Origin of the sequence: Methanolacinia paynteri (assembly GCF_000784355.1) — an archaeon.
Taxonomy (GTDB): Archaea; Halobacteriota; Methanomicrobia; order Methanomicrobiales; family Methanomicrobiaceae; genus Methanolacinia; species Methanolacinia paynteri.
The window spans coordinates 18243-44982 of sequence record NZ_KN360942.1 but is presented as its reverse complement, the minus strand read 5'-3'; the positions used below and the strand labels follow the sequence as shown (position 1 = coordinate 44982).

The following is a 26740-nucleotide window of genomic DNA, read 5'->3' as shown; positions in this document are numbered from 1 at the left end:
CCAGAGCGTAAGGTTTCTCGATAAACTCGAGGAATGCGACCTGACTCTCCAGGTCCTTGATTCGGTGCTATGCCACAACGGGGAGGTGACGGACTGCTGTATTACTCCTGAACGGGATTTTTCCTGGAAGCATTTCGATAAAAAACTGGCGGGCGCCGAGGCAGGGTCCGATCCTTCGCCTGCGACATTCGAAGGCTGCCTCGTCAGGTTCGCCGATACGATCGCATATCTAGGGCGGGACCTGCAGGACGCAATTGAGGTTGGACTTATCGATGAAAGTCTCGACGATCTTCCGGGAGATCTCAGGAAGTTGATGAAAGAAAATGCCTCGTACAGGGATATCAACGGCCTCGTAATCGATTCTTTCTGCAGGGATATTATCGAGACGAGCATTGATTCGGACTGCATCGCGTTTTCGGATGATGTCTATTCTCTTGTATTGGAGCTGAAAGAGTACAATTACAGGAAGATTTACGAGAACCCCCGTCTTCACGAACAGGACTACAAGCTCAAACTGATGTTTGATACGGTGTTCGAATATTATCTCTCCGACCTGGAATCGGAGAACAGATCGTCTTTGATATATAGTGACCTAATAGATTCAGAAGCATTCCAGAGAAGCTATATCGAGAGCCTGAAGCCCCCGGAAATTGTCCGCGATTATATCGCCGGAATGACGAACAGCTACTTTGAGTCTGTCTTCAAGAAGATTGTCCTTCCCGAGAGGAAGTTCAGGGATTTCGGGTAGGTTTTTAGCAATATTCTAAAGGGAGAGGGGGAAGTTTCCCCCTCCCTTTAACCCTCCCCCTCGTCGCGATAGGTCGCCTCCGGGACGGACAAGCGTCCCTCCGGCTCCTGACTTTTTTTTCGATGCAATATTAAAAGATCAAATATTTGATATTGAATTTTGTTTCCTCCCGGCCGAGGCTACCCGGAGGGTAGCGTCCAGGCCGGGCTATCTCGATTAAGCAAATTTCGCAGAAATTTGCGTCCGGGTTGCCCCGTGAGGGGCTTATACCCTTTAGCTAGGATAAAAAAAAGGGTGGGTTTACCGCTCCAGTTTAAACGTAAAAGGCTCGGAAAGAACGAGATCGTGAGTCCTGTATGTCTCGTTGTTGATCGGGCCGTCTTTTAAGAAGAATTTGACAGTCATCGATCTGCCGGTTAGGTCCGTTACAACAGTCCACAGCAGGCGATCCGTTTCATTCTCTCCTGCCAGTATTTCTTCCGGACTGAGATCGGCATTTGCTTCGACCATCTCCATTGCATCCCATGCATCGTCCGTCGTAAATGCCTCTTCATGATCCGAGATATAATCGTGAAGCTTTGCACTTCTCAGGTAATCGTCGTGTGCATTATTAGGATTTTCAGGCGGATATTGACTGATATCGGGCTTGAGATAAACTGCATAATTGGTAAGCGGTACTGCAGTATCCTGGTAATCCGTAAAGATCAATTCATGGGATTCATTATCGTATTCTGCAATTGTTGCAGCTCCAGAATCGTCGCAGATAAGGAAGTGCACGCCCATGAATGGCATTATAACCTGGGATTCGGTCAGCATTTGTTTTGCTTCCTCCACATTGGCGCAATGCTCAAGGATCGATCCGAGCACCTGCATGTAATTCAGTCTTGTAGTGGTGAATCCGGCAAGGTCGGAGAAAGCATCGGTATATGTGTCGCCGTCCTGGAGCGAAGCTACATACAACCCCTTTTCGTTTAACCCGTCGACAACCCCTGTAAGAAGGTCCATGGTTCCTATTACCAGGGTGGCATAACCTTCATCGGGATAGATCTCTGCGACGTGGGCAAGTGTTCCTATCCTATCTGCCAGGAGTTCATCGAATTTTTCGTCATTGATATCCGTATCATTCGTGAACAGACTAAGATCTGTAACATCTGTAAATTCATCATGGTCAGAATTATAGTACCAGTCCATATTCCTGCCTGCAATTGCGTGACCGTCTTCCGTGCTAACAGGAGGGAAGTAAATCGCCGAACATAACGGGATACCTCCGACATATAACGGGAAACTGGCATCGTAACCGTAATCGTCTTCACCGAGCTGATATGCCTGCTTTACTCCCTGAACCCGCCCGTACAGGTCTTCATCATAGCCTTTGATATACTGCTCTTTTTCCTCCCCGTAGACAGGATCGTCGAAAGGCAGAAGAATCGAATTAAACTCTTCGATACCGACTTTCCCCAGCTCATATCCTATCTCCTCTTCTGTTCCTCCCCTGACGACAACATGGATGACTTTCATATATGTTCCGTTCTCCTGGTCCAGCAGAACTTCTGTTGTTGTCTTCGGACCCGTTTCGTATATGTTATATGTCTGAGCAAAACCTGCAATAAGAAGAATAACGACTAAAATAAGCGCCGCAACCAACACGAAACCAGTTCGCTTCATATTAAAAAATATACAGGTGTTTGATAATAATCCTGCTGAATTGAAATGCCTTTATAGATTCTTAATCCTGAAAAAAATGAATATGATTATTTAAAAACTCAAAGCATCCCGATAAAATTCTCAAGGATCTTCAAACCGGTCTCACCGCTTTTTTCCGGGTGAAACTGCGTTCCCCAGGCGTTTTTATTCCGTATTGACGATGAAAAGTTGCAGATATAATCCGTCGAGGTAAGAGTGTATTTCTCCTCTGTTTCGGCATAATACGAGTGGACGAAATAGACATAGCTGTTGTCCGGGATTCCCTCGAAGAGCGGATCGTCGTTCACGATCTTCAGAGTATTCCAGCCCATATGAGGGATTTTGTACCCCTTTCTCTCCGGAAACTGCTTCACCCTTCCGGGAACGAGCCCGAGGCCCTCGTGTATCCCGTACTCTTCGCCTACGTCGAGAAGCATCTGCATCCCGAGGCATATGCCGAGGACAGGGGAGGATTCGACGTAATTCATAAGGGCCTTCTTCATCTCGTTCAGCTTTTCCATTCCCTCGGAAAAGGCGCCGACTCCGGGAAGGACCACACCGTCTGCGGTCGCCATCTCTTCGACATCCGAAGTGATAAAGACCGAAGCTCCTGCTTTTTCGACGCCCTTCTTCACACTTCGCAGGTTGCCCAGACCGTAATCAAGAATAGCTACTTGTGTCATCAATCTCTCCTCTCTTTCTCCATTCGAAATTTACGGCCCATGATTCAGGAAGATCGTTCTTCTCCCTGTAGTCCTCAAGTTTGTTCTCCCATTCCTGCCAGAGATCAGGATAATCTCTCTTTATAGTCTCGAACGTAGCTATATCGCTCGACGGGCACATGAAACATCCGATCCTGTCGATCCTTCTTTCGTATAATTCATTGTATGGCGCTTTTTCCTGAAAAAGATAGAGGAATACGTGCAGGGCGGTCCAGTGCTGGATCGGGGATGCGGACAGCTGGACCTGGACCTTGAAGTTCCTCCAGACCCGCGGGCTCTTCATCCTCGCAAGCGACTCGTACTTCCTCTGGCCGATAAATGAGAGGCATTCGCCCCAGTTCTCTTTTATGAGATCCCTGACCGGGTTCAGTTTGCATACGCTGCAGCACCACCTTGCATCCACCGAAGGCGGCCCCTGGATCTCCATATTATTCCAGAAGGAATCCCCGGCTCCCGTTTTGATTATTTCGAGATCGTACTTCCGGACAACCTCCTCGATATTTTTGTATGTCTCGGGGAACTCCAGTCCCGTATCCGAGAATAATATCGGAACTTTCCCGATCGCCTTCTGAACTATCAGCAGTGTTGCGAGGCTGTCCTTTCCGCCCGAATACGATACCGAAGCGAAGAGATCAGGGTTCTTCGTTTTGACCGATTTGACGAAGTTCACCGCCTCGGTCTCCATATTTTTCAGGACGATTCCGTTCGATTCCACCGCCTTCTTCCACGTGGATTCCTTTGGAATGCAGACTCCCTGTCCGGCCTTTCTCGTCCTTACTACCTGTCCTCTCTCCATCTTCACGGCATCCGCTGCATTTTCACGTGCTCTTCCTGCACCGATGCAGTTTCCCGCCCGGTCGAGTATAAGGACCTCGTCGCCCTCCTTTACATCCGGGTGAATATCGACAAGCCCCGGCGCAAGAAGGCTCGAACCACTCTGAATAGATTCTATCGCACCGTCATCGGCGATGACAAATCCTTTCTCCGGCTTCGAATACAATGCGGCATGCGTCCTCGGAAGGATCTCCCATCTTTTCTCTTCCGGAAGGTACCGGAACGCACATACAACAGCACCGCCCATGACGACCTCCTCCATCCTGTCCTTGTCCGGGATCTTGTTCAGAACAGCGATGTGATTCTCCGGGATCAGATCCGCACCGAAGAAGGATCTGTATAAATTATTAATATGGTCTATATCCGCCTGAAACGCCGGCCTGATATCCCCCGGTGGAGTCACCTGGACCTGGCGTGTTTCGGCGCCGCAGGAGCACTTCTTTCCGAGTACCGGCGTTCCGCACTCGTCGCACCAGTACAGGGTCAGTTTTCCAAGAAACGATTTTGCCATCTGTGATTAATTTTTTCGATTCTAAAAGTAATAAACTGCCGCATCTGTCAATTTATTCCCCCGGAAAATGAGAGATCCGACACTTTCAAAACAGTTATGTCGGAATATATCATTATTAATCATAGCAAATTGCTGGTTCCGGGATCTTTTTTTCCTAATTCCGGGTATTTATGCTGGAAATCTGAAATTGTATCGATTACGGAGAGAGGAGTGATGGAGTTTTGATGCCTTTTATCGTAACTGCAATCCTGTGCTTCATTCTCTACCTGATTATAACATCGGGAAGCGGAGATGTGCTCGGGCTATGGAGTTATGAGGAGATCATCGCAGGGGTATTCGTTTCAGTTGTTGCAGGGGCAATCTCGGGCAGGTTCTTTTGCAGCAGCAAAAATTACAGGATGATAAATCCCCTGAGATGGGTATTGCTGGTAATCTATATCATCCCGTTCTTCATCGAGATGGCGAGGGCGAACCTCGACGTCGCAATGAGGGTGATTACGGGAAGAATAAACCCGGGGATCGTGAGGATCTCGCCCGGGCTGAAGACGGATCTCGGGGTGCTTCTTCTCGCAAACTCGATTACGCTGACTCCCGGCACCTTGTCCGTGGAGGTGGACGAGGAATCGGGAGACCTTTTCGTTCATGTAATAAACGTGAGCGAAGAGCTTGCTGCAAAAGAGATTGCGGATGAAAAAGACCTGTTCCCGATATTCAACCTCGTCGGGTGGATTAGGAGGATCGCCGAATGATCGAGTTCTGGTTCATCGTTGCAGGAATATTATGTCTACTTATCATCATCGCGATGGTGAGACTTGTTAAAGGACCGACCGCACCCGACAGGGTCGTCGCCTTCGACGTAATAAACACCCTGACTGTCGGGCTGTTTATCGTAATCGGAGTAGGTTACGAAGAACTCTTCTTCGTGGAGGTCGCGATCGTCTACGCACTTCTCTCGTTCGTCGGAACGCTCTTCATCGCGAAGTATATCGGGGGTGAACTTTGATGATAGCTGTTACTCTTGTCCTGGTCTTTGTAATAATCGGACTTGTGTTCAATACGCTTGGCGTCATAGGAATCCTGAGATTCCCCGATGTCTACACGAGGCTCCATGCGGAGACGAAGATGACCACATTCGGGACGATCTTCCTCGGGCTCGGGGCCATAGCATACTGTGCCGGCGGATATCTATCATCGAAAGACTCCCAATTCGTCGATCTTTCCGTAAACGTCATCGTAATACTCGTAGCACTCGCGTTCACCAACGCGACAGGATCTCACGCAATCGCGAGGGCGGCGTACAGGTCCGGCCAGAAACCGGTGAAGACTGTCGTCGACAAACTTTCGGAGGCGGAGAAATGATCGATCTTTACCTGATTATACAGATCATCGTGGCTCTCGGCCTTGTGATAAGCGCCGTGGTCATCTATGTCCTGAAAGACCTGCTCTCGGCGGCAATCGGGTTCGGCGTATTCAGCTTCCTGATGTCGCTCGAATTCTACCTGCTCCAGGCGCCGGACGTGGCAATCGCCGAGGCGGCTATCGGAGCGGGACTTACGACCGCGATATTCGTGATCGCAATAAAGGGAACCCGGAAACCGGGTGTCTCCTCCGAGGAGGATGAGTTATGAGCACGAAGGGTATGCTGACCGCTGCAATCATAATAATCCTCACGGCATCGCTGCTTTTCCCGGCGACCGTGATGAATTTCGGGTCCCCGTCGCATGACGAGATGGACAATTATATGATCGACAACGGGCAGGAGCTTTCGGCGGCGAACAACATCGTAACGGCGGTCGTCTTCGACTTCAGGGGATTCGATACACTCGGAGAAGCGACTGTCCTGTTCACAGCCGTTCTCGGTGTGACACTGATGTTCCGGAGAATGAAGGAGGATGAAGAGTATGAATATGAGTAGGATCGTCAGGTCGACGGCGAATATAATATTCCCGTTCATTCTCGTCTTCGGGTTCTATATAATAATTCACGGGCACTTAACACCGGGCGGCGGGTTCCAGGGCGGAGCGGTTGCTGCAACCGGATTCGTCCTGATGCTCGTTGCATTCTCCCCGGAGATCATCAAAAAGAAGTTCTCCGCGAATTCGATGAAGTACACCGAGGCACTCGGTCTCCTGCTGTTCATAGTCACGGCATTCGTCGCAATAGCACTCGGTGCGACATTCTTCTTCAACTGGCTCGCAAACGGCGGAATCATCTTCGGCGAATCGGTTGCATTCGGAGCGAACCCCGGAGTGCTTAACACGGCGGGAACAATCCCGCTGATGAATATTGCAGTCGGAATCGAGGTTATCGGTGCGATGGGGCTGATAATCCTGCACATGCTCTCTGGGATCGAAGAGGTGAAGGCGCAATGATCTACAATCTTCCGTATATCGCGGCAGGCCTGATCATCATTATCGGAATAGTGATGATGGTCACCAAGAGGAACCTCATAAGGATCGTGATGGGCCTTTCGCTCGTCGAAGCCGGCGTAAACCTGTTCCTCGTTGCAACAGGTTATATCAGCGGCGGAATCGCTCCGATCTTCACGAACTCCCCCGGCGGGGAGATGGTCTACCCGACCGTGCAGGCGATGACACTTACGAACATCGTTATCGGGATCGCGACGACCGCACTGCTCCTCTCCTTCGTGATGATAATCTACAAGAAATACGGTACAGTCGATGTCGAGAAGACAGGGAGGCTTAAGGGATGATTACCGGCTGGATAATGGAAAACCTGCCGGCACTTCTGCTGGCCGTCCCGATGCTCGGGGCGTTCCTGACACCGCTAATCGGAAAGTTGTCCGATAAAGCACGGAATGCATGGGTCCTACTCGTAAGCTTCGCGACACTTTGTATCGCAACACTGCTGATGAACGAAGTCCTGTCCTCCGGGACTGTGGTATATACCTTCGGTGCGGGAAGTCCGGCAGCGACTGTTCCGGCGGATTCGGGCGGGTTCCCGTTCAGGATCATATTCACAGTCGATGCGATGAGCGTCTTCATGGCGATCTCGGCGTCGATCGTCGGATTTGCGGTCACGCTCTTCTCGATCGTGAGCCAGTCGAAGATGTCGGGCAAAGACTCGTTCTATGCACTCCTCCTCCTGATGGAGGTAGGAATCCTCGGAATGGTCTGCACCGGCGATATGTTCAACTTCTTCGTCTTCTTAGAGATCAACTCGCTTGCAGGTGCGGCTCTCGTGGCTTCACGGGTCGACAAGGGATACGCGGTCGAGGCCGGTCTGAAGTATGCGGTGCTCTCGACACTCGGCGGACTTCTTGTTCTATTTGCAATCGGGCTCTTCTACGGGCAGTACGATGCACTGAATATGGCGGTCATCGCGGAGAACATGCAGTTCGGCGTTCTCGACAAGATTGCACTTGTTCTTCTGCTTGTAGCGCTCGCGATGAAGTCCGGTGCGGTTCCGATGCACTTCTGGACTCCCGACGCGTACTCTATGGCTCCGTCGTCCGTAACCGCATTCCTTGTAGTCGCAAGCCAGGCGAGCCTTTACGGTGTCTTCAGGGTCGTCTTTACATTATACAACGTAACGCTCGACTACGCGACGATTGGCTGGATTATCATAATAATCGGTGTCCTCTCGATGTTCATCGGCGTCTCGATGGCGATCCCACAGAAGGACGTCAAACGCCTGATGGCCTACCACGCCGTCTCGCAGACCGGCTACATGCTTCTCGGTGTGGGTGTCGGTCTCGCGGTGCTCGGCAACGCGGCGATGATGGAGTCGTTCGGAATGACCGCGATGGAGGGAGGTCTCTTCCATATAATCAACCACGCGATGTACAAGGGTCTGCTCTTCCTTACCGCCGGTGCGATATTCTACCAGGCGGGAACAAGGAACCTGAACAAACTCGGCGGACTCGGCCACGAGATGAAATGGACGATGGTCTTCTTCATGATCGGAGCCCTTGCGATCGCAGGAATTCCTCCCTTCAACGGTTTCGCTTCGAAGCTGATGATCTACGAGTCGGTCTTCATGTTCAGCCCGATCCTGTCGGTCATAGCGATGATCGTATCGATCCTGACCCTTGCGTCCTTCGTGAAGGTCTTCCATTCGATATTCATGGGGCCGAAACTGCCCGAGTATGAAGGGGTCCGCGAGGTTCCCCGCTTCATGCTTGCAGGAATGGGAATCCTTGCAGTGCTCGTGATCCTCTTCGGGGTCTTCCCCGAACAGGTCGTAAATTACCTGATAGAACCCGCGGCGAATGCACTTGTCGACCAGGGAAGTTATATCGCCGCAGTACTGGGAGGTGCCTGATATGGCTGCAATAGAGACGTTATATACGGGATTCGGTTCGTGGAATCCGCTCATCTGGCTTGCGGCATTCATAATCGCGATAATCATCGCGTGGCTCATCTGGAGCAGGGGCGAGTCGGATTACAAGAAGGGCACTGAGCAGACGAAGCCGTTTATCTCCGGAAACGCCGAGCCCGAAAAGAGCGAGGTGCATGTCCGCGGCGGAAACATGTACTGGGGATTTACGAAGGCGCTCGAGGGTTATTACGATAAGATCGTGCCCCTTCATTCCGGAATCCTTACGGATTACATCCTCTGGTTCCTCGGGGTCGTTGCCCTTGTGATGGTTATTGTTCTCGGGGGTGGCGGGCTATGAGACTTTCGAAATCACTGAACCGGTCGCTGTGGGTATTCCACTTCAACTCCGGTTCGTGCAACGGCTGCGATATCGAGATCGTGGCGACACTGATGCCGAGGCATGATCCCGAGAGGTTCGGGATAAAGCTGGTCGGCTCGCCCCGTCATGCGGACGTCCTGCTCGTCACGGGGCCGGTCGTCCACGCGATGAAGGAGAGGCTGATCCGCGTATACGAGCAGATGGCCGACCCGAAGGTCGTAATCTGTGTGGGTACATGCGGGCAGTCGGGCGGGGTTTTCTACGACTCTTACAACCTCGACGGTCCGGTCGGGGAAGTTATCCCGGTGGACGTATTTGTTCCCGGGTGTGCCCCGAGGCCCGAAGCGATAATCAACGGCGTGGTAAAGGCGATTGCAAAACTCGAAAGGCTGCAGGAGGGGAAAAATGACTGATACGGCCAAAAAAGTGATGACGGCCGAAGCGGTCGCGGAGAGGTTCGCCTCGAAGTTCGGGGACCGGATAATCAGCTCCGATGTGAGGCAATGGTGCGAGGGAACCGCGAAGACGCCGATAAACACCATCTGGATGAAGGTCGAGACAGAAATACTCCACGATGCTGTTGCGGAACTGATCTCGATCGACTTCCCGCATCTCGGCGTAATCTCCGCGGTGGATATGATCGAGGAGATCGATGTCCTCTATCATTTCACAATCTTCTTCGGGTCGAAGGGTTCGGAGATAACCGTTACCTTCACGGTATCTGTGCCGAAGGATAATCCGGTCGTCCCGACGATTTCGGATCTGATCCCCGGTGCGGTTTACTCCGAGAGGGAGAAGCAGGAGCTGATGGGCGTGATCGTGGACGGCATCCCCGACCAGAGGGGACTGTTCCTCCCTGACGATTTCCCGGAGGGCATATACCCGTGGAGAAAGGACGATGCCGGTATTCGTGACGATATGGTCAAAGACCTTTGGGCTGTCGGAAGACCCGGGGATCGTCCGAATCCCCCGGTGAAACCGAAGCCAGAGAAGAAAAAGAGCGACGAAGAGCCTGCGAAGAAGGTTGAGAAAAAACCGGAGGTTTCAGAGCTTGCCGGGGATGAACCTGCCAAAGACGAATCCAAAGAGGAGGTGAAGGGCGATGAGTGAGAACAAGTCCAAGAAGGCCCCGTATACGATTCCGATCGGGCCGACACACCCGGCACTGAAGGAGCCGATCCTCTTTACATTCAAGATCAACGGCGAGGCCATAGAAGAGGTGGACTTCGCACCCGGGAAGGCTCACAGGGGTATCGAATGGATGGGGATGAGAAGAAACCCCGTCCAGATCGTGCACCTCACCGACAGGATCTGCGGTATATGCGGGGTTTCGCATACTTTCGCCTTTGCAAAGGCCGTCGAGCAGATCGCCGGGATCGAGGTCCCCGACAGGGCTCATTATATCCGGACGATCCTTGCGGAGTTCGAGAGGATTCAGTCACACCTGCTCTGGGCAGGAGTCGCGGCTCACGAGCTCGGGTTTGACACTCTTTTCAACCTTGCATGGCGTGTCCGCGAGGAGTCGATGGATTTGATCGAGCTTCTCACCGGCAACAGGGTGAATTACGCGATCGTCCAGGTCGGCGGTGTCCGAAGAGACATCGAAGAGGAGAAGTTCGCAAGAATCGAAGAGGGGCTCCAATATTATGAAGGGCTTATCGACAAGCTCCTGAAACTCTTCCTCCATGACAAGACTATAACCATGCGTTGCAGGGATTGCGGTGTCCTGACAAGGGAGGCGTCGCTGAAGCTCTGCACGGTCGGCCCGACTTCCCGTGCCTCGGGTGTCAAGATGGACGTGAGACTCGACTCACCTTATGGTGCTTACGGCGATCTCGATTTCGATTACGTGATGCCCGACCAGTACACCGGCGAGACCCGCGGCGACGTATATGACAGGATTATCGTGAGGCTCCTCGAAGTCGCCCAGTCCGTAGACCTCATCCGCCAGTGCCTGAAACAGATCCCCGAAGGAGAGACTCTCTGGGAGACCAAGATGCCGAAGCTTCTTGCAACGTGCAAGAAGGCCGAAGGAGAGGCCGTCGGAAGAGTCGAGGCTCCCCGCGGCGAGTGCCTGCACTATGTGCGGATGAACAAGTCGGATTCGCCCTACATGTGGAAGGTCAAGGCGTCGACGTATTCGAACCAGCTTTCGTGGCTCGAGATCCTGAAGGGAGAACAGATCGCCGACATCCCGATTATCGTCGCTTCGATCGACCCGTGTATGTCCTGCACCGACAGGGTCGCGGTCGTTAGAGACGGGAAGCCGGATATTTACTCGAAGGAATACCTGCATCGTTTGTCGGTCGAGAGGACGAGGAGGCTGATGAACGATGAGTGACCTGGTTGATCTTATGGTGACCGTCGTCGGGGGAACAGTGGCCCTTGCCGTGATCGGAATAGTCTTCGGGTTGATCCTGCTCGGTATCGACCGGAAGTTCGCTGCCCATATGCAGGCAAGAGTAGGGCCGCCGCTGAGGCAGCCGTTCATCGATGTTGCGAAACTGATGTCCAAGGACAGCATCGTTCCCGAGAATGCGGTCGCTTCTGTCTTCAATGCAGCACCGGTAATCGCCCTTGCATCTGCGATAACTCTGCTCCTCTATATCCCTATTGCAGGACTCAGCCCTGTGCTGGGCGGATTCGGGGATGCGATCCTCGTCATGTATATCCTGACCGTTCCCGCTCTTGCGATGGTAGCGGGCGGTTTTGCATCCGGCTCTCCGTATGCAACGGTCGGCGCCCAGAGGGAGATGGTAACGATGATCGCCTACGAGTTCCCGCTCGCGGTTGCAATCGTCGCGGTGGCCTGGAGATTCGCGATGGCAGGATTTGCCGATCCGTTCTCGCTTGCGACGATGGGCGGTGTAGGAACCGGGATGGTAATCTGGGACGTCGTCGGGCCGGTCGGTATCATCGGCTGCCTGATCCTCCTCGTTGTTCTCGCATGGGTTACACCTGCGGAACTCTCCCGTGTTCCGTGCGACACGCCCGAAGCGGAGACGGAACTCTGCGGCGGAATAGTTGCGGAATATTCAGGAAGAAATCTCGGGTTGTTCTACCTCGCAGGCGGTGTGAAGACCTTCGCGATGATCGCTCTTGCGGTTGCAATATTCCTCCCGTGGAACATCTCGTGGTTTACGGGGATCACCGGGTGGACCGCTCTTGTTGCGGATGTCATCTTCTTCATCCTGAAGGTCATCGTCGTGATGTTCTTCTCGGTGAGCCTGATCCGGGTGTCGATGGCGAGGTTCAGGATAAATCATCTCGTCTCGATCTATTGGGGATACATCGCGGTTGCGGCACTTTTCGGCCTTGTCCTGGTGATCCTTGACGTGCTCATGAAGGGAGGTGTTGTGTTATGAGTTTCCTGCCTACTGTAACCGAGGTCTTAAGGCAGATCCTGAAGAAGCCGGCGACGAATCTTTTCCCGGCAAAGTATCTCCCGAAATCGATCACCGGATTCCTAGGTAAAGTTGCGGAAGGCAAGGCGGAGATCAACCCGCCCGTTCCGACACCCGAGAATTTCAGGGGCAAGATCACATATGACCGGGATATCTGCATCGGCTGCAAGATCTGCACCCGTGTATGCCCCGCGAATGCAATCGAGTTCATCAAGGAGACGAGGACCGTCAGGATCTACGTAACGCAGTGCATCTTCTGTTCGCAGTGCAACGACGCCTGTCCTGTTCACTGCCTGCACATGAGCAGCGATTTCCTGCTCGCGGACGAGGACAGGTATTCCGAGAATCTGATTGTTGAGTGAAGGATATTTTTTTCTTTTATTATACAAGGGAGGGGGAGGATTTCCCCCTCCCTAAACCCTCCCCCTCGTCGCGATAAGTCGCAGTCGGGATGGACGAGCATCCCTCCTGCTCCGTTTCTTTTTTTTAATTGTAACTATATTTTGTAATTCCCCGGCTGAGACAACCGAAAGGCTTTCGCCCTTTCGATACCCAGGGCGACCTTCGGTCACCAATTTGTATTTTAATTTCCCGGCCGAGACTACCCGGAGGGTAGTGTCCAGGCCGGGTTATCTTCATTGCGCAAATTTCAGAGCGACAGCGAAGAAATATTGCGCTTGGGCTGCCCCGTCAGGGGCTTATGCCCCACATAAATTGCAACTAACATACGCACCCCTCCGTGAAACTCTGAAATAAAAAATTCATTTTTTAGTATACAAACGATCGTAATGACCGATGTTCATCAGGATGATATTCCGGGATTCATAATCAACTCCGTAGAAGATAGCATAATGTCCCGCATGGATTCTTCGTGTCCCTTTTATAACACTCTTCATTGCTTTACCCGATTTCGGATTTTCCTGGATGAGGGCGATCTTATTCTCGATCTGGCTGCAGAATCTTTTGTCGTTCCTGCATATCTTACTAAGTTTTAGTTTAAAACCGGTTCCGTAGATAAGGGAAAAAATATTATTCATTTGAAGTTCCTGAAAAGAGATCTTTTGCCGTTTTGCATTTTGAAAAGTGACCAGCTTCGATCTCTCTCCTTATGGCCTCGGTCTCCTCGATGAATTCATCCCTGATGGAGTCCTCCGGCGGATAATAATTCTCATCTATTTTCGATTCTATACGTTCGAGCCTGTTTAAGATCTCACGAAGAGTGTTATCCAGAGTTCCCGTTGAAGCTGAAGATCCTGTCATATCTGATCGGTTCGATATATGCCTGTGAATTTATAAATTTTTTGGATAAAACATGCTTGTCCTGCGAATACGGTATGTTTCTTAAAATGGACGACGACGATCAGGTCTGTGCAACACAGTGCGTCTTTTCTTCGAAGTATAATGGCACCTGCCCTGCAAACCTTCGGTGCACGACCGGAGATTCCCGGGCTGCTCCCGTATTCGGATTAGGACGTGTATGCCGGAAACTGATCCACGGTGAAAACCGGTTAATTTAACCTGAATTACATTATCTGTGGGAAATATTTTCAGGAAATAAAGAACACTTTCAGTTTTTTCATTCCAACAGGAATATATCCGTGTTATTTCAATCTTATTATATGTATAAAAGGATTGGATTTGTGGCAATCGTTATTATGCTGGTATTTGTCTTCCTGGCGGGATGTACTACTACAGATTCCGCAGGGATTCCTATTATAGAGGAGAACGATACACTTTCAGCCGAACAGACGGCAAGTTCGCTGGTCACAGGCGACTGGAGCTCCGGTAATCTGACGAACGGGGCCTCCATAACCTATTCTATAGGTCCGGACGGGATATTAAAAGATACCTGGGTCTTTAACGGAACCTGGACCCTTGGTACATCGGAAAACGGAACCGTAAGTTACCCGGTTACGTATACCGACGGAACAGTATACACGTATTATCTTACGGAAAACGGTACGGTTTTCGATGACGGAACGGGGGATATAAACTATGAGAAACAGAACGGCACTTCCGTAGCAGGCGACGATCCGATTGTCGGTACGTGGGTCTATAAGGGTGGCGACTTTTCCGGTAGCCTTACATTCGATGCAGACGGAAATGTCGATGAATCCTGGACATATTATGGTGAAGTAAAATACGAAGGACTTTCCGAAAATGACGGTTATGTCTTCGATGTCAACTACCCGGATGAAGAATGGGATTTCACATTCGTTCTGTCATCAGACGGGGAGACTATTACCGATTCCGACAACACTACCTTATATAAGGTATAATTTTTATTTTTTTATCCGGGCGGTGAGCGGCACCTGATATGCCCGGAATGCATCCTTTCAGTATTACAGGAAATCTTTCTTCTTCAGGATATAACCGAGGAAGAAGCAGATTATCGCTGCAAACAGTATGATATATACATAAGCAAGCGGATTCTGTTCGAGCGGCAGACCTACGTTCATCCCGAAGAAGCTGGTGACGATGGTCGGTATCGAGAGGATGATAGTGATCGATGCCAGTATTTTGATTATCGCATTCATATTGTTGTTGATGATCGAGGCGAACGCGTCCATGGTTCCCGTGAGGATGGTCGTGTAGATGTTCGCCATCTCGATCGCCTGCTTGTTCTCGATGATGACATCATCAAGGAGTTCGACATCCTCCTCGTAGAACTGAATCGGGCTCGATTTCATGATCTTTTCAAGCACGATCTCGTTAGATTTCAGGGACGTCGAGAAGAATACGAGACTCTTCTGCAGGTTCATAAGGGTGAGCAGGGCCTCGTTGCGGATGGATTTTTTCAGCACCTCTTCGAATTCTGTGCTTTTTCTGTCTATTATCCTGAGATATTTCAGGTATTGTTTTGCGGTGTGGTACAGGATCAAAAATAGGAATCTCGTCTTTTTACTGGTGAAGAACGATTTGATCCTCCCGTCGATGAACTGCCTGATAATGGGGGACTCGGAGAGGCATATTGTGACGATATGGTCCTGCTTTATTATTATCCCGAGAGGGAGCGTGTCATACAGGTACGGCATGTCGCTTTCGGTTTCGCGGGGAATGTCTATCAAAATGAGTGAAACGCCGTCTTCGTATTCGAGGCGAGGTCTTTCCTCTTCATCAAGGGCCGCGGCGAGAAAGTCGGCCGGAATCTGCAGCTCAGAGGCGATCTTCCCTATTTCGTCTCCCGAAGGGTGGGTAAGATTGATCCAGCAGTTCTTTTCGGGCTGATCGATCTTTATGATGGCGGATTCTTCCGGGTTTGATTTGTATATCTCGATCATGCAGGCGCCTCTTTCAGTTTATTAGGAGATTCGGGAGATTTGTTTTGATTATTTTCAACCGGTCAAATGATGTTTAATTCCTGTTAGAAAGAAGAATCTTCCACGAAATATAACTTTCCTGGGTAAAATATGGAGTTATATTGTGAATACGGATTTTAATCCGCAGGATACATACATATTTTATGATTGCCAGGGGAAGGTTTCCGGCATTCCCTGTCCGGCCTTCGTCACTCGTTGATGTAATACCCGAATACGTTTGTCTGGTCGTTCTTCCTGCCGGAACTGCCTGCATCGTAGATATCCGGGACGGTCACGGAAGGAATGTACTCGCTTCTGTCGAATTCCAGCAGAGTCCCGTCTGCTGCCGTCAAATTTTCAGGCAGGACCATGAATACGTCGACATGTACCGATTCGGGCCCGCTCACCTCGAAAAGCGGGGCGAAGATCCTAATCTCCTTTGACGAGTTGTCCGGGAGATTTTCTATTGTGACGTTTTCCGGCCAAAGGCCGGGATCGTACCTGCTGTATGCACCGTATCCGCCGTCGGTGTTCTTCCTGATTGTTACATCGAATAACACGCTGAATGTAACATTCGAGAGGTCGTAGCCGATGTTGTTGTAGACGATGGCGTCGAAGAACACTTTGTCGTCTTTTATCTCCATGTCCGGAGTGTAAACGGGGATTGCGGCTCCCGGCGGAAACATGTAGTCTTCATCCGAAATCCGGTGTCCCCCGTTTATTTCGTTTGCATAGTCTTCCGGAAGAGTCCATTTCTCTCCGTCATATTCTATCTCAGGCTCGCCATAGTAAATGCTGCCGGGGATGTTTCCCGGGGATAGGATGTAAAAAGTGTCAGAGTAGTGAACTTCGACAGCCGGTCCGCAGACATCGGAGCACCCTTCCGGCAGCGTCATAGCGAGAAAAATCGATCCACCTGCGAAGAAGATCACGAGAATCGAAAGAACGATTAACGGGGAGATCGTCTTTCCCGTCATTCTTCCTCACCTCCTGACAGGTATGCAATAAGATATCCGCCGTCTGATGTCTGCATTGTTTTGACTCCTTTTAATTCTCCTTCGAGGAGTTTTATGGGATCCGAGCATGTTTCGTCGAAATCGCATGTTTCCATAACCAGTTCCCTTTCATCTGAGAGCCATTTGTCCCTGACCGAGAAGAGGGTATATCCGGAATTCCCGTCAACAAAAATCTCCGGGAATGAATTGCCGGTCATTACATCGTGATATGTGCCCGAATCCGGGTAATATATATGGAAATATTCCTTATAATCCGCGGGATTGTCCTCCGGGCGGTCGACGTCCCGGACGATTATGATATTGCCGTCACTGCCGCTGTCAATGGAGATGCAGGATGCATGAGAGGTTCCGATTGTCTCTTCTTTTACCGTGTTTAGGTTATCGTCGAGCCATATTGCCTTCAAATCCCCGGATTTATCGTCTTTTATACAGAGAATGTACCCGCCGTTATAGGCAGGAGTCACATCATTTATTGTCATCTTGTAAGGTCGTCCGGTATATCCTTCATATGCAAATGATCTGGTGCCGGAAATATTTCCACTGGAATCCATAAAGGCACAGTCTACCCCCCGGCTGATGAGTAACTTATTTCCATCGACAGGCACAATTTTAACGGAATTTTCGTTTTGTTTTAGAGATTCTGGAATTGAATATTGGCCGGTTATGCTCCCGTTGTAGTCCAGCGCGAGGATATTTTTGCCGTAGTAGGATATCAAAAAGCCGGAGCCGGGAATTTCGACAGGACTGCCTGTTTCTCCGTCGCTCCTGAGGAACGGGATGGGATCGGAGATTGTTCCGTCTTCACTGACATAGGTCAGGGTATTCAGGTTCCCGTGTGTCGAGAATTCATACCCGAAAAGAGCGTAACTCCCGTTTTCCATCTCCAGGACAATGCCGGGTTGAGTGTTTGTTGTTGTTATCGGATCTGTTTCCCAGGTCCTGTTGCCGTATGGATCGATCTTCAGTAAAACGAGATTGTTTGAATTGTATTCCCCGTAACTGATTACTTCAGGCTCCTGGAAGTGTGCGGTGGCAAGACCGAAAAAAAGCGGCACGAATACGATTAGGAGTGCAGTTAATGCAAAGCAGGCAAATTTTTCCTGCAATGCCCTGCCGGGATCTTCTCCGCCGGGGAATCCTTTCTTCAGGAGTGATCCGGCATAGTACGATCCTGCAACTCCTCCGATTAATCCGGATATAACAAAGGGGAAGAAGTTGTTGAAGATATTCGTGAGCGAATGCATCAAACCGGAACTGCTGAAAGATGCGAGGAGAATTATGACTGTCGGAAAGAGGAAGATGTAGACACCGGTAAATAGTCCTCCCAAAAGCCCGTAATAGCTGAATTTCACCTGAAGCGATCCCGGTTCTCCGTCTGCTTCCGGGCATTCTGCATGATCTCTCCTGTAGATGGCGATCTGGGCGAAGAAGCCTGCCGAGAACTGGACGAAGAGGACCATGATATATGTCTGGACAAGACCGATGGAATACAGAATATTCATCATCGAGGCGGCCCAGAAAACGTTCATGATGACGTACAGGACAATTATTGCCGCAAAACCCACGAATCCGTAGGCGAGTGTCGTTTTAATTATGCCTGATAAGGAAATTTCCCTGTTTTCAGTAGATATTTCTTTCATGTTATAATACCTCGTAGCTCCAGTTGCCATCGCGTTCATATGACGATGGAGACTGCCGTTCTTTTATCGAGAAGGAGCGGATTGTTATCGTGATATTTTCTACATCCGCCGGGACGGGGTCGGATTTGACTGAAAACCATATTGCATCGCCGTCCCATTTTCTCCCGTAGATCGATGTGACGTTTTCGGGATTTCTTCCGTTGACAAATATGTCACCATCCAGTGAAAGATCAAGGAGTGGCATTTCAATGTTTTCCGATTCCGACATGTTTTTGATGAACATCGAGTGAGCTATAAAGCAGTACAGTGAGCTTTCGTTTGTGAATTCGGCGTATTCGAGTTTTATGTTCAGGTCGCCGTCCCTTATTGAGGTATCAGGGTAAATTTTCCCGGCAAATGCTCCTTTCTCCGTGATATCTTCCGGGAGCGGGGAGGCATAGTCCTCAGGGTGCGGGGGGGTTTTGACCAATCCGCTGAATACATCGTGCCATATTACCGTCCCGTTTCCGCCGACTGCAACGGTAATAGATCTTCCCGTCCGCCCCGGATCTGGATCGGGATAGAAGACGAATTTGTAGATCGGATCCCCGTCTTCATCTGTTATTATTTTGGTATCGATGATCCCGGGTTCGTCTCCGTTCAACTCCTCTAACAGGAGGCTGTCGTTCAGTGCAACCAAGAGTGCCTCGTCTTCATCCAGGAGGTTACCTGAGTCTTCTGTAGATGTACAGCCTGAAAAAAAAGAAAATAACAGGATAATTACTGTTAAAGATGCAATCGCGTGTTTTAAGTGAATCAAATATTCTCTCCCCCGCTGTTTGATCTTCATTCCGCTCCCCCGGGGACGGAATAAAGGCGAAACAAGATATAATGAATATTATTTACAGGAAGATTTAATCTTCCGGTTATTGTGTTCTTTGGTGTTAATCCCGGAGCTCCGGGACTTTTCCGGGGTCGTCTTCGATGATCTCCAGTATTTTTTTACAGGCGTCTTCGATCTCCGGCGAGAGCTCCTCCCCGAAATCCGTCGTCTTCGGTTCGATTCCGATGATAATGATCCTTCCCGCATATTCTTTCAGGTATGCAGTAAGCTGGGAGAGAGGGAGCTGGTGGGTTCCGAACGAGACATCGGAGATCTTTTCTCCGGGGACCTGTCTGAATTCGCCGGGTGAAAGCCCCATCCTTGCGGCATCGACGACGAGAAGAATCTCCGGTTTTTCCCTCCTGACTACCGATGTGAAATTTTCCGGGGCGGTTCCGCAGTTGTACGAGATCCAGCCGTCCTTTAGAAATGATTCGGCGACAAAGATGCCGGCACCGTCGTCGGAGAGGAGAGTATTACCGACGCCCAGCAAAATATTCATTTATATTGGTTGGGCTCCGAAATATTAAACAGGTGATCCATGTCCAGGATAAAATATGGAATAATTCTCATACTGGTGTTGGTATTCGTTCTTTTGACATCTGGTTGTTCGAACAGTTTTTTTCACTTCAGCGATGCGGATTACCCGTCCATCAATCACGGGGATGCTGCACCGGAATACGTGACGATCGAGGATACGTTCAGTTTCCAGGACAGCGAGATCTCGATAAAATATTCGGTCGACAAGGTCCTGTATGAAGACGCGAAGAATACGGACAAATACGTCTACCTTTACGAAAATATCTCGGACGAAGAATGGACTTCGGAGTATTACAGGTCGTTTGTCTACAGCGAGTACATGGACGAGGTCTACGAGGCGATTCTCGGGTCGCTGAGGAAGGTGAAGGATCAGCTTTCTCTTGACGACGACGAGTACGCGGAGCTGATTTCGGTTTACGTGCAGTCTATCCCGTATCTGACAGACAGGAACGATACGGACCCCAAGTACCCGGTGGAGACCGTTTACGAGGATTCGGGAGACTGCGACGACAAGAGCATTCTTCTCGCCGGGCTTCTTTTAAAGGAGGGCTACGATGTCGCACTTCTCGAATACGATTCCGAGGAGCACATGAACGTGGGGATCAAATCGAACGGGTGCGAGTACAGGGATACAGGATATGCGACTATCGAATCTACGGATGTGAATCTTATCGGGTGGGAGAAGATCGAGATCGGCGAAGGAGAGATGCTGGATTCCGATCCGCTCGTGATTACCTTCGACAACGAAGGCGGACTGTATTATACGGCATGCAGCCAGGTGCAGAAGATCTATAATATTTTTGAAAGGAAAGCCCTGACCTGCGAAGAGCTCTCGTCGCAGATTGAACAGGAGGAGGCGGAGCTTGCAACTCTTAAGAGCGAGATCGATTCCATGTCGAATCAGCTCGACCAGATGAGAAGAAGCGGGGATATTTCAGGTTACAACAAGAATGTTCCTGTCTACAATTCGAAGGTTAATTCATATAACAGCAGATCGCAGAGTCTCCAGTCCGTTGTCGACCGATATAACGAATGCGTCGAAGTCCACAACTGGATCCTCGAGCACCAGTACGACCGGAAAGGGCTGTACCAGTATGTTCTTTATTTGTGATCTTTAGAATCCTATTTTTTTCAAACCGGTTCTTTTCATTCAATTTTGTCATGATATAATTCAATATACTCTAAATTTGGAGATCGATCCTGAACTCCTTTCCGGAAAAACACTTGAGAGAATAGATGAGGCCGTGAAAGAATTTCGCGAAGGCCGGTTTGTCAGCGAAGAGGAGATCGATAAGTTACTGGATCTTTAGATGAGTATGTTTTCTGGATGGGTTTATAATCAAAGCCGGTTTTAAGAGCATAATTTTGAAATTGATCCTATTTTGTCTTTATTGCCTGATTTCAAGTTAAATTTTGTAAATTTTGTCGTGATGATCAAAGTCTAGGAGTCTTACGGCATTTTCCGGCTCGATTATCTCATATATGAGTACAAATGATCTGTTTATGTGGACTCTTCTGATCCCTTTCAGGTCATGTCTTAATGGTTTGAAGTGATATGGATTTTTTTGAATTTCCTTTACTTTCTTTGATATGATTACGAGAGTTTCTTTATCTCCTTTCTTTAGTTTTTCCAGTTTTGCTTCAAGAGTTTCGGAGATGAAAAGGCTGTACAATGGAAACCTCCGAAATTCTTTCAGGAGATCTCAAACTCTTTGTCGAAATCGGAAACCGGTCTGAATCTTTCTTTCCGAAGTTTGTCTATTTTATAAATGTACTCCTCCCTTACTGCAAATTCTTCGTCGAGCTGGAACTTCATGAAATTTTCAATCTGTTTGCTCATATTGAGGCCGAGGCGTTTGCATTCGGACGAATATTTTTCGTATACGTCGTCGGAGATGCTGAAACTTTTTACACTCATGCAGGTGCACCTGTTATTTAATTTTTATTAAAATTATTTAATCATATTTATCGGGGTAGTTGCAGAATATTCTTCCGGGATCTGCCAAGTATTATGGATTCAGTCGTCGGTATCGCCTGAACTTTTTAAAACGAGAAGATTGCGGGCAGGCCGTAACCAGGACCGGCGGCAGCGAGATGGAAAGGTTGGGGGCATAAAACAAGATTATATTTTATTCTTATTTTTCCATTGTTTCCTCTATATTTCACTGGTCCGCCATCGCTGTCATCACAGACACTGCCCGGGGACTTTTTGCCTTTATATGATATATAGGTTACCCGCTGCCGGCAATGTCTAACATGTCGGATTGTGATCCTCTATACGGGATAAACCGGTGATCCGGGGATATGGTCTGTTCTTAATCCTGTTGAAAATACATTAAAATCCATATTGTTGTTCCATTGCCGCCTTAGAACTTCTGAAAGATCGGGTCAGCAAGTTTTTTCAGTTCTTCCCGGTCACGCGACGTTCCCCAGACACCGGCTGCGTTTTGCATAGGGGTGATGATCAGCTCTTCGTATTCCGGATCGAAGAAAAATATCGCCTCATCGATCGTGATCGTCTTGGGTGATCCGTCGACGATGTAGCTGGTCTCAAATGTGGTCGGGGCGGAGAAATTTATCGCGACATAAGTGCCGTTGTTTTTCATGGCATTCAACTCAGCACTGGAAAAACCGGTCTTTATCTGGGAAATGATGCAGCGGATCTGTTCGTAACACTCAGCTTCTATGGCAGGAAATTCAGGGTCTTCCGGGTAGAGTATGATTCTTCCGCCGTCTGCATGGTGGATGTCGATGAAGGTTGTGTTCTCCCTGGTGGTGTTGGGAGTCGGATTGTTTTGACTTTCCGTGCTTTCGGGGATTTTTTCAGCCTGACCCGGGGGAATTTTATCGTCTCCAATTCCAGATACTGTAAACGCAGCTATGACGATCAGCGCAGCCGCAAGGATGCAGGCGATTAATATATGCTTTGTCTTTTTTTTCATGTCTTGCTCAAATCAGTCTGCTAAACCTGAAGAAGTGACATTTAAGTCAAACCATAATGTCGTAATTCCCGAATCAAAAGATCTCTGGACCATGAAATGATAAACATCTTCAGGAGTTTCCTCAGTTGTCGCAAGGATCAGGCTCACATTATAACTTTCTCCGGGGTATGAAATAAATGCAGAAGGCGTACAGGAGATATTCATACCTTCAGGCAAAGGGAGTTTTTCGTCGGAATAAGCCTCATTCACACGGGAGACATTGATCGTTTCATTCATGATCAATTCTTTATTCTTTTCGATCATTAATCTGAAAGTCATATTTTCCCCTGCCTTAATTTCTCCGGATTCGGGGAACAGGTATTCCTCTGATGAACCGAAATGAGATTTTCCGGGAGTTACCAATGTGGGGGGAATTTCGTCTTCATTATTGTCATCGGAAACAGGTTCCACCAGATATACCAAAGTCATGCTAAGAACAATGATTACTGCAATTGCAGCTATTATCATGAGTATTGTTCGTTTATTCATTCAGACACCACTTTTCTGACCTGATCCCGGGGAATTTTATCGTCGCAATTCCGGATGTTGCAAACATGCAGATGATAATGGTATGCTGTGTCTTCGTTTTCATGTTTTATTCCGGGAAATTGATCTGGGGCCAGGGATGATTATCTTACCCTGGGATATTTAATTTACTACAACAGTAAGCCATCTCTCTCCTTCCTCGACACCCTCGAAGTGGTAACCTAAACGAAACAGATACTCGCCCTGTGATAGGTCTGGAGTCGCCGTAACGGTAAGGGTCGATATATAGGTCTCATTCGGGTATGCCATGAAGTCCGAAGGTTCGATACTGATATTCAAACCGTCCGGCCATGAAAGTTCTTCTTTTGGGTAGCCAGCCTTAACACGGGGAGAGACGGAATAGTGAACCATCCCCGGCCCTTCCCCCCTCGTTCCCAGGGTAATGTTCTCCTCTTCCGTCTCGCCTGCTTTCAGCTCGACTGTCGAAGGTTGGAAAAGTTGTGATGAGGGTAGGTGTACTAACCTCTGTGTGTATGAATCTGTTCCTGGGCCTTCGGGGGCTTGTGCAGGTTCGTAAAACCATAAAGCCGCTACCGCTATTAATATTATAACAGTCAGTCCAGTCAGGATCCAGATTAGATGATTCTTTTTCATGGCCTAACCCGAAAGAAAACCGCTAATCCCATACTGAATATTATAATCAATTCAGGCAGCGGCGATTGTTTTGTTTCCGTTGCAGGTGGTGTTTTCTCTTCTGTGTTTGTTGTTTGTAAGTTGTCTTCCGGGACAGCAACAGAATCCTTTAATTCTGCATCGGGATTGTCGAAATAATACAATTCATCAGATGTGATCGCCGCAATTTTCGAGCCGTCGGATGATATGGCCACGCCATAAATTTTTTCATCGAAGGAGAATGATCCTGTTTCGTTTCCTTCGCCGTCAAGGAGGAGCAGGGAATCGTTGGCTGCAACAATCGAATGCCGGCCGTCTTTTGAGAGTAAAAAGATCGGGGCCGATATCGGATGAGTTAGGGATTGCTGATATTCCGTAGTATAATTCCACTTGAGCAATCCCGATCGGTCGTATCCTAAAACGGCTCCGGTTGTTCGTACCACAATTTCATCGCCTTTGTAGGAGATCCCGCTTTTTGCAAACTTTGTTCCCGGCGGCAATGTCTTGTTCCAGAGAGGTGTTCCGGTACTTTCCATGAGGTACATCTTTCTCAGGTATGTTGTAAGACAAACGTAATTCCCGTCGGCGGAGATTTTTATGTCGTAGGGCGACCGGAATTTATTTTCCCATACTACCGATCCGCTTCTGTTCAAACAGAATGCCTTCTGGTTATCCGTTACAGCGACGATATATTCGCAGTTGTCCGGGATATCAAGTGAGAGCACAAGAGCGTCAACCGGGTAAATCCACAGGATCGATCCGTTCCTATCTACGCAAGTGATATTTTCATAATCCCCGAATACGCTGAATAACCCGTCCGACGATACTTTCGAATCGTATACGAATGTCCGGGTCGGATGATTCCACAGTTCCTCGCAGTTTCTGTCCATGAGAGTGATATTTTTCGGGAGATTCAATGGATTCAATGGCGGGCCGGAACTAACACTTGACAGGGCAAGAAAGTTACCGTCGGATGAAAGGCTAAATGAAAGGATTTCAGAGGATTTATTTCCTCCTGTTATATTCCGGAGTACCTCTCCGGTCTCATTCATGAGATATATGCTGCCGTCAAATGATGCCGCGGCAATTGTTTTGCCGTCATCTGAAATTGCCAGGAACAACAGGAAGTGCCGGCCACTTGTATCCTGGATGTCCTGGTCGATCTCTGTCAGGTTTGATACCCACAGGGGAGATAATGCCTGTGCGGGAATGATTATAAACGCTATTAATAATAAAAAAATTAAAAATTTTGGGGAATTAAGGAAATTAATAATCACACCTCCGGTTTTTTCTGTTCTCCCCGATCGTTTGATGTAGTTCATAAACCTAAATGTCATCTCCTGAATAAAACTGCTAATCCCATACTGAATATTATAATCAATACAGGCAACGGCGATTGTTTCGTCTGCGTTGATGAGTCTGTTTTATCATTCGAATTTAAACTTGAATCGGATTTGAAAGTCTCATTATAAGATGTTGAATTATCTACAATAACAAAATGAAAAACCTCTTTGCAGAACGGCCCGATGATAAGAGAATAGTTCCCGGCAACTGCACCTGATTGTAAACCTGTGTCAGTTTTGAATTTTGTTGTATCTACTTCCGCCGACCACGAGTTAATTTCTCCTTCCCCCGCAATAACAGCTGTTGTACCGGTGTACGAGGGGGGTCGAAGTTCAGGGCTTCCCGGCCCAATGTCTGAAACCTGTATCATATAGTTGATTTCCTGGCCGGCCGGGAGGTTGGTTGTCCTGGAAATTATGAAATTTCCACCTGTGTACTGTGTTCCGACAGGGTTCACTTTATACCAGTATGATCCTACGCCGCACTCCACCGCTCTGTCCGGCAAATTTGTTTTTGTGAGATTATCCGAGTCATCTTGGATATAACCATTTACCGGAATTACAAGAGCCGTAACAATTATGATAATTACTACTAATTTTTCTTGAGACTTCATTCGGTTTTCTCTGGAAGCAGCACCGGATTTTTTTTAAAAGGGTTTGATCTGATGATCAGATCCTCCCGGCAACCTTCAGTTGAAAATAGCTCATGTCAATATATATTTTTTCTTGAACGATCGTCTACATATCTGTCAAATCGATCATTTATTTTTCTGCTTAAATTGGTGAAAATCGAAATTATCCCTTTGATCCCTGAGTTAAATAAATACTATCAGAATTCTTTCCATGCGCTTTGAATTTTGTTTTTAAGGTATTTTACTGAAATCCCGGATATCATCACCTTACCATACTTTTTCATGATTCGGCCAGCTCAAAAAAACGGCAATTTAGGCTTATTTTCACGATTTATGCCGTGTTTTGAAACCTGTTTTTAAATATCGCCAATACGCAGTTTTTATGGGGATTAAAGCCCAAATCGCATCGATATGGCGGCACGAGAATGCCCTCTTTTTTCCGGACGATGGTTATATCGAAGGAAGAGGAGATCGTGGATTCTGGGGCTTCTGTGTGGATTGTAAAAATGGCAATTTGGCCGTATTTTCGCACTATTTAAGTTTTACTTAACAATTTACAGGATTTCTGTACAATCATCCTGAAAAAATAGTAATGTCGGGTCATGACAGAATCAAAAAGTGAGAATAAAAAATCAGATCAGATCCGCCAGGAACATGACAATCGCACATATCGTGACGATGTGTAGGGCGAGGAAGATGAGGATGTT

General features: G+C 48.6%; 35 protein-coding genes and 1 pseudogene. 19 read left to right on the top strand and 17 right to left on the bottom strand.

Annotation, left to right across the window (positions count from 1 at the left end):
- A pseudogene (locus tag METPAY_RS14450) lies at positions 1-748 on the top strand (phosphohydrolase); the annotation flags it as partial.
- A gap of 300 nt (positions 749-1048) precedes the next feature.
- Here the strand turns inward: METPAY_RS14450 and METPAY_RS12550 are convergent.
- The 3 genes from METPAY_RS12550 to METPAY_RS12540 form a co-directional block, all read right to left on the bottom strand.
- Complete coding sequence (locus METPAY_RS12550; RefSeq protein WP_084600886.1) at positions 1049-2413, bottom strand: linear amide C-N hydrolase; 1365 nt, start codon at positions 2411-2413, stop codon at positions 1049-1051.
- Between the two features lie 98 nt (positions 2414-2511).
- Positions 2512-3114, bottom strand: coding sequence for an imidazole glycerol phosphate synthase subunit HisH (hisH, locus tag METPAY_RS12545; RefSeq protein WP_048152913.1), 603 nt, complete (start codon positions 3112-3114; stop codon positions 2512-2514).
- A complete protein-coding gene (locus tag METPAY_RS12540) occupies positions 3092-4498 on the bottom strand; it encodes a phosphoadenosine phosphosulfate reductase domain-containing protein (protein ID WP_048152912.1) in 1407 nt (468 codons plus the stop codon). Before METPAY_RS12540 ends, hisH begins: the two co-directional genes overlap by 23 nt.
- 224 nt (positions 4499-4722) lie before the next feature.
- On the opposite strand from METPAY_RS12540, the gene METPAY_RS12535 reads away from it, so the two are divergent.
- From METPAY_RS12535 to METPAY_RS12470, 14 genes are read left to right on the top strand one after another with little or no spacing between them, the layout of a single operon-like run.
- Entirely contained in the window at positions 4723-5247 is a 525-nt protein-coding gene (locus METPAY_RS12535) for a Na+/H+ antiporter subunit E (protein ID WP_084600884.1), read from the top strand.
- Positions 5244-5501 carry a monovalent cation/H+ antiporter complex subunit F gene (locus tag METPAY_RS12530; RefSeq protein WP_048152910.1) on the top strand — a complete coding sequence of 86 codons (258 nt, stop codon included), beginning with the start codon at positions 5244-5246 and terminating at the stop codon, positions 5499-5501. Before METPAY_RS12535 ends, METPAY_RS12530 begins: the two co-directional genes overlap by 4 nt.
- The gene (gene mnhG / locus METPAY_RS12525; RefSeq protein ID WP_048152909.1) at positions 5501-5857 is read left to right on the top strand and encodes a monovalent cation/H(+) antiporter subunit G; all 357 of its coding nucleotides are present in this window, start codon (positions 5501-5503) and stop codon (positions 5855-5857) included. The genes METPAY_RS12530 and mnhG overlap by 1 nt, the downstream gene beginning before the upstream one ends.
- Positions 5854-6126, top strand: coding sequence for a hydrogenase subunit MbhD domain-containing protein (locus METPAY_RS12520; RefSeq protein ID WP_048152908.1), 273 nt, complete (start codon positions 5854-5856; stop codon positions 6124-6126). Before mnhG ends, METPAY_RS12520 begins: the two co-directional genes overlap by 4 nt.
- A complete protein-coding gene (gene mbhE / locus METPAY_RS12515; RefSeq protein WP_048152907.1) occupies positions 6123-6413 on the top strand; it encodes a hydrogen gas-evolving membrane-bound hydrogenase subunit E in 291 nt (96 codons plus the stop codon). The genes METPAY_RS12520 and mbhE overlap by 4 nt, the downstream gene beginning before the upstream one ends.
- On the top strand, positions 6400-6870 hold the full coding sequence (locus METPAY_RS12510; protein WP_048152906.1) for an MnhB domain-containing protein: 471 nt from the start codon (positions 6400-6402) through the stop codon (positions 6868-6870). Before mbhE ends, METPAY_RS12510 begins: the two co-directional genes overlap by 14 nt.
- Complete coding sequence (locus METPAY_RS12505; RefSeq protein ID WP_013329512.1) at positions 6867-7211, top strand: sodium:proton antiporter; 345 nt, start codon at positions 6867-6869, stop codon at positions 7209-7211. The genes METPAY_RS12510 and METPAY_RS12505 overlap by 4 nt, the downstream gene beginning before the upstream one ends.
- Positions 7208-8782, top strand: a complete 1575-nt coding sequence (locus METPAY_RS12500; protein WP_048152905.1) for a proton-conducting transporter transmembrane domain-containing protein — start codon at positions 7208-7210, stop codon at positions 8780-8782. The genes METPAY_RS12505 and METPAY_RS12500 overlap by 4 nt, the downstream gene beginning before the upstream one ends.
- Position 8783: 1 nt before the next feature.
- Positions 8784-9137 (top strand): hypothetical protein, encoded by a 354-nt coding sequence (locus METPAY_RS12495; protein ID WP_048152904.1) that lies wholly within the window; start codon positions 8784-8786, stop codon positions 9135-9137.
- Complete coding sequence (locus METPAY_RS12490; protein ID WP_048152903.1) at positions 9134-9571, top strand: NADH-quinone oxidoreductase subunit B family protein; 438 nt, start codon at positions 9134-9136, stop codon at positions 9569-9571. Before METPAY_RS12495 ends, METPAY_RS12490 begins: the two co-directional genes overlap by 4 nt.
- Positions 9564-10268: an NADH-quinone oxidoreductase subunit C gene (locus METPAY_RS12485; protein WP_048152902.1), complete on the top strand. Its 705-nt coding sequence runs from the start codon at positions 9564-9566 to the stop codon at positions 10266-10268. Before METPAY_RS12490 ends, METPAY_RS12485 begins: the two co-directional genes overlap by 8 nt.
- Positions 10261-11499 (top strand): hydrogenase large subunit, encoded by a 1239-nt coding sequence (locus tag METPAY_RS12480; RefSeq protein WP_048152901.1) that lies wholly within the window; start codon positions 10261-10263, stop codon positions 11497-11499. Before METPAY_RS12485 ends, METPAY_RS12480 begins: the two co-directional genes overlap by 8 nt.
- A complete protein-coding gene (locus METPAY_RS12475; RefSeq protein WP_048152900.1) occupies positions 11492-12523 on the top strand; it encodes a respiratory chain complex I subunit 1 family protein in 1032 nt (343 codons plus the stop codon). The genes METPAY_RS12480 and METPAY_RS12475 overlap by 8 nt, the downstream gene beginning before the upstream one ends.
- Positions 12520-12924 (top strand): 4Fe-4S dicluster domain-containing protein, encoded by a 405-nt coding sequence (locus tag METPAY_RS12470; RefSeq protein ID WP_048152899.1) that lies wholly within the window; start codon positions 12520-12522, stop codon positions 12922-12924. The genes METPAY_RS12475 and METPAY_RS12470 overlap by 4 nt, the downstream gene beginning before the upstream one ends.
- 399 nt (positions 12925-13323) lie before the next feature.
- Here the strand turns inward: METPAY_RS12470 and METPAY_RS12465 are convergent, their stop codons facing one another.
- Positions 13324-13599, bottom strand: a complete 276-nt coding sequence (locus METPAY_RS12465; RefSeq protein ID WP_052418827.1) for a type II toxin-antitoxin system RelE family toxin — start codon at positions 13597-13599, stop codon at positions 13324-13326.
- Positions 13592-13822, bottom strand: coding sequence for a hypothetical protein (locus METPAY_RS12460; RefSeq protein ID WP_048152898.1), 231 nt, complete (start codon positions 13820-13822; stop codon positions 13592-13594). The genes METPAY_RS12465 and METPAY_RS12460 overlap by 8 nt, the downstream gene beginning before the upstream one ends.
- A gap of 41 nt (positions 13823-13863) precedes the next feature.
- Here METPAY_RS12460 and METPAY_RS15375 point away from each other — a divergent pair, with 41 nt between their 5' ends.
- Positions 13864-14079 (top strand): hypothetical protein, encoded by a 216-nt coding sequence (locus METPAY_RS15375; protein WP_211251541.1) that lies wholly within the window; start codon positions 13864-13866, stop codon positions 14077-14079.
- Positions 14080-14202: 123 nt separating this feature from the next.
- On the top strand, positions 14203-14841 hold the full coding sequence (locus METPAY_RS12450; RefSeq protein WP_211251540.1) for a hypothetical protein: 639 nt from the start codon (positions 14203-14205) through the stop codon (positions 14839-14841).
- A gap of 63 nt (positions 14842-14904) precedes the next feature.
- Here the strand turns inward: METPAY_RS12450 and METPAY_RS12445 are convergent, their stop codons facing one another.
- The 5 genes from METPAY_RS12445 to hycI form a co-directional block, all read right to left on the bottom strand.
- Positions 14905-15843 (bottom strand): magnesium transporter CorA family protein, encoded by a 939-nt coding sequence (locus METPAY_RS12445; protein WP_048152895.1) that lies wholly within the window; start codon positions 15841-15843, stop codon positions 14905-14907.
- A gap of 227 nt (positions 15844-16070) precedes the next feature.
- Positions 16071-16838 carry a hypothetical protein gene (locus tag METPAY_RS12440; RefSeq protein WP_048152894.1) on the bottom strand — a complete coding sequence of 256 codons (768 nt, stop codon included), beginning with the start codon at positions 16836-16838 and terminating at the stop codon, positions 16071-16073.
- Positions 16835-18517, bottom strand: a complete 1683-nt coding sequence (locus METPAY_RS12435) for a hypothetical protein (protein ID WP_048152893.1) — start codon at positions 18515-18517, stop codon at positions 16835-16837. Before METPAY_RS12435 ends, METPAY_RS12440 begins: the two co-directional genes overlap by 4 nt.
- 1 nt (position 18518) lies before the next feature.
- Entirely contained in the window at positions 18519-19346 is an 828-nt protein-coding gene (locus METPAY_RS12430) for a hypothetical protein (protein ID WP_048152892.1), read from the bottom strand.
- A 94-nt stretch (positions 19347-19440) separates the two neighbouring features.
- Positions 19441-19881 carry a hydrogenase maturation peptidase HycI gene (hycI, locus tag METPAY_RS12425; RefSeq protein WP_048152891.1) on the bottom strand — a complete coding sequence of 147 codons (441 nt, stop codon included), beginning with the start codon at positions 19879-19881 and terminating at the stop codon, positions 19441-19443.
- 39 nt (positions 19882-19920) lie between these two features.
- Here hycI and METPAY_RS12420 point away from each other — a divergent pair, with 39 nt between their 5' ends.
- Both METPAY_RS12420 and METPAY_RS15655 read left to right on the top strand, forming a co-directional pair.
- Positions 19921-21030 carry a bZIP transcription factor gene (locus METPAY_RS12420; RefSeq protein WP_048152890.1) on the top strand — a complete coding sequence of 370 codons (1110 nt, stop codon included), beginning with the start codon at positions 19921-19923 and terminating at the stop codon, positions 21028-21030.
- 76 nt (positions 21031-21106) lie between these two features.
- The gene (locus METPAY_RS15655; RefSeq protein ID WP_281174108.1) at positions 21107-21229 is read left to right on the top strand and encodes a hypothetical protein; all 123 of its coding nucleotides are present in this window, start codon (positions 21107-21109) and stop codon (positions 21227-21229) included.
- A gap of 96 nt (positions 21230-21325) precedes the next feature.
- On the opposite strand, the gene METPAY_RS12415 is transcribed toward METPAY_RS15655, so the two are convergent.
- The 7 genes from METPAY_RS12415 to METPAY_RS12385 all read right to left on the bottom strand — a co-directional run bounded on the left by METPAY_RS12415 (position 21326) and on the right by METPAY_RS12385 (position 26015).
- Positions 21326-21592 carry a type II toxin-antitoxin system RelE family toxin gene (locus METPAY_RS12415; RefSeq protein ID WP_048152889.1) on the bottom strand — a complete coding sequence of 89 codons (267 nt, stop codon included), beginning with the start codon at positions 21590-21592 and terminating at the stop codon, positions 21326-21328.
- A 20-nt stretch (positions 21593-21612) separates the two neighbouring features.
- Complete coding sequence (locus METPAY_RS12410) at positions 21613-21837, bottom strand: hypothetical protein (RefSeq protein ID WP_013329493.1); 225 nt, start codon at positions 21835-21837, stop codon at positions 21613-21615.
- A gap of 448 nt (positions 21838-22285) precedes the next feature.
- Positions 22286-22861 (bottom strand): hypothetical protein, encoded by a 576-nt coding sequence (locus METPAY_RS12405; protein ID WP_048152888.1) that lies wholly within the window; start codon positions 22859-22861, stop codon positions 22286-22288.
- A gap of 12 nt (positions 22862-22873) precedes the next feature.
- Positions 22874-23389, bottom strand: coding sequence for a hypothetical protein (locus METPAY_RS12400; protein ID WP_048152887.1), 516 nt, complete (start codon positions 23387-23389; stop codon positions 22874-22876).
- Positions 23390-23548: 159 nt separating this feature from the next.
- The gene (locus METPAY_RS12395; RefSeq protein ID WP_052418826.1) at positions 23549-24040 is read right to left on the bottom strand and encodes a hypothetical protein; all 492 of its coding nucleotides are present in this window, start codon (positions 24038-24040) and stop codon (positions 23549-23551) included.
- Positions 24037-25395 carry an outer membrane protein assembly factor BamB family protein gene (locus METPAY_RS12390; RefSeq protein ID WP_084600882.1) on the bottom strand — a complete coding sequence of 453 codons (1359 nt, stop codon included), beginning with the start codon at positions 25393-25395 and terminating at the stop codon, positions 24037-24039. The genes METPAY_RS12395 and METPAY_RS12390 overlap by 4 nt, the downstream gene beginning before the upstream one ends.
- The gene (locus METPAY_RS12385; RefSeq protein ID WP_048152885.1) at positions 25392-26015 is read right to left on the bottom strand and encodes a hypothetical protein; all 624 of its coding nucleotides are present in this window, start codon (positions 26013-26015) and stop codon (positions 25392-25394) included. Before METPAY_RS12385 ends, METPAY_RS12390 begins: the two co-directional genes overlap by 4 nt.
- Positions 26016-26740: the final 725 nt, after the last annotated feature.

Excerpts from the sequence above, each read along its gene's own strand:
- METPAY_RS12550 (WP_084600886.1), bottom strand. The coding sequence starts at position 2,413 with ATGAAGCGAACTGGTTTCGTGTTGGTTGCGGCGCTTATTTTAGTCGTT.
- hisH (WP_048152913.1), bottom strand. The coding sequence starts at position 3,114 with ATGACACAAGTAGCTATTCTTGATTACGGTCTGGGCAACCTGCGAAGT.
- METPAY_RS12540 (WP_048152912.1), bottom strand. The coding sequence starts at position 4,498 with ATGGCAAAATCGTTTCTTGGAAAACTGACCCTGTACTGGTGCGACGAG.
- METPAY_RS12535 (WP_084600884.1), top strand. The coding sequence starts at position 4,723 with ATGCCTTTTATCGTAACTGCAATCCTGTGCTTCATTCTCTACCTGATT.
- METPAY_RS12530 (WP_048152910.1), top strand. The coding sequence starts at position 5,244 with ATGATCGAGTTCTGGTTCATCGTTGCAGGAATATTATGTCTACTTATC.
- mnhG (WP_048152909.1), top strand. The coding sequence starts at position 5,501 with ATGATAGCTGTTACTCTTGTCCTGGTCTTTGTAATAATCGGACTTGTG.
- METPAY_RS12520 (WP_048152908.1), top strand. The coding sequence starts at position 5,854 with ATGATCGATCTTTACCTGATTATACAGATCATCGTGGCTCTCGGCCTT.
- mbhE (WP_048152907.1), top strand. The coding sequence starts at position 6,123 with ATGAGCACGAAGGGTATGCTGACCGCTGCAATCATAATAATCCTCACG.
- METPAY_RS12510 (WP_048152906.1), top strand. The coding sequence starts at position 6,400 with ATGAATATGAGTAGGATCGTCAGGTCGACGGCGAATATAATATTCCCG.
- METPAY_RS12505 (WP_013329512.1), top strand. The coding sequence starts at position 6,867 with ATGATCTACAATCTTCCGTATATCGCGGCAGGCCTGATCATCATTATC.
- METPAY_RS12500 (WP_048152905.1), top strand. The coding sequence starts at position 7,208 with ATGATTACCGGCTGGATAATGGAAAACCTGCCGGCACTTCTGCTGGCC.
- METPAY_RS12495 (WP_048152904.1), top strand. The coding sequence starts at position 8,784 with ATGGCTGCAATAGAGACGTTATATACGGGATTCGGTTCGTGGAATCCG.
- METPAY_RS12490 (WP_048152903.1), top strand. The coding sequence starts at position 9,134 with ATGAGACTTTCGAAATCACTGAACCGGTCGCTGTGGGTATTCCACTTC.
- METPAY_RS12485 (WP_048152902.1), top strand. The coding sequence starts at position 9,564 with ATGACTGATACGGCCAAAAAAGTGATGACGGCCGAAGCGGTCGCGGAG.
- METPAY_RS12480 (WP_048152901.1), top strand. The coding sequence starts at position 10,261 with ATGAGTGAGAACAAGTCCAAGAAGGCCCCGTATACGATTCCGATCGGG.
- METPAY_RS12475 (WP_048152900.1), top strand. The coding sequence starts at position 11,492 with ATGAGTGACCTGGTTGATCTTATGGTGACCGTCGTCGGGGGAACAGTG.
- METPAY_RS12470 (WP_048152899.1), top strand. The coding sequence starts at position 12,520 with ATGAGTTTCCTGCCTACTGTAACCGAGGTCTTAAGGCAGATCCTGAAG.
- METPAY_RS12465 (WP_052418827.1), bottom strand. The coding sequence starts at position 13,599 with ATGAATAATATTTTTTCCCTTATCTACGGAACCGGTTTTAAACTAAAA.
- METPAY_RS12460 (WP_048152898.1), bottom strand. The coding sequence starts at position 13,822 with ATGACAGGATCTTCAGCTTCAACGGGAACTCTGGATAACACTCTTCGT.
- METPAY_RS12445 (WP_048152895.1), bottom strand. The coding sequence starts at position 15,843 with ATGATCGAGATATACAAATCAAACCCGGAAGAATCCGCCATCATAAAG.
- METPAY_RS12440 (WP_048152894.1), bottom strand. The coding sequence starts at position 16,838 with ATGACGGGAAAGACGATCTCCCCGTTAATCGTTCTTTCGATTCTCGTG.
- METPAY_RS12435 (WP_048152893.1), bottom strand. The coding sequence starts at position 18,517 with ATGAAAGAAATATCTACTGAAAACAGGGAAATTTCCTTATCAGGCATA.
- METPAY_RS12430 (WP_048152892.1), bottom strand. The coding sequence starts at position 19,346 with ATGAAGATCAAACAGCGGGGGAGAGAATATTTGATTCACTTAAAACAC.
- hycI (WP_048152891.1), bottom strand. The coding sequence starts at position 19,881 with ATGAATATTTTGCTGGGCGTCGGTAATACTCTCCTCTCCGACGACGGT.
- METPAY_RS12420 (WP_048152890.1), top strand. The coding sequence starts at position 19,921 with ATGTCCAGGATAAAATATGGAATAATTCTCATACTGGTGTTGGTATTC.
- METPAY_RS12410 (WP_013329493.1), bottom strand. The coding sequence starts at position 21,837 with ATGAGTGTAAAAAGTTTCAGCATCTCCGACGACGTATACGAAAAATAT.
- METPAY_RS12405 (WP_048152888.1), bottom strand. The coding sequence starts at position 22,861 with ATGAAAAAAAAGACAAAGCATATATTAATCGCCTGCATCCTTGCGGCT.
- METPAY_RS12400 (WP_048152887.1), bottom strand. The coding sequence starts at position 23,389 with ATGAATAAACGAACAATACTCATGATAATAGCTGCAATTGCAGTAATC.
- METPAY_RS12395 (WP_052418826.1), bottom strand. The coding sequence starts at position 24,040 with ATGAAAAAGAATCATCTAATCTGGATCCTGACTGGACTGACTGTTATA.
- METPAY_RS12390 (WP_084600882.1), bottom strand. The coding sequence starts at position 25,395 with ATGACATTTAGGTTTATGAACTACATCAAACGATCGGGGAGAACAGAA.
- METPAY_RS12385 (WP_048152885.1), bottom strand. The coding sequence starts at position 26,015 with ATGAAGTCTCAAGAAAAATTAGTAGTAATTATCATAATTGTTACGGCT.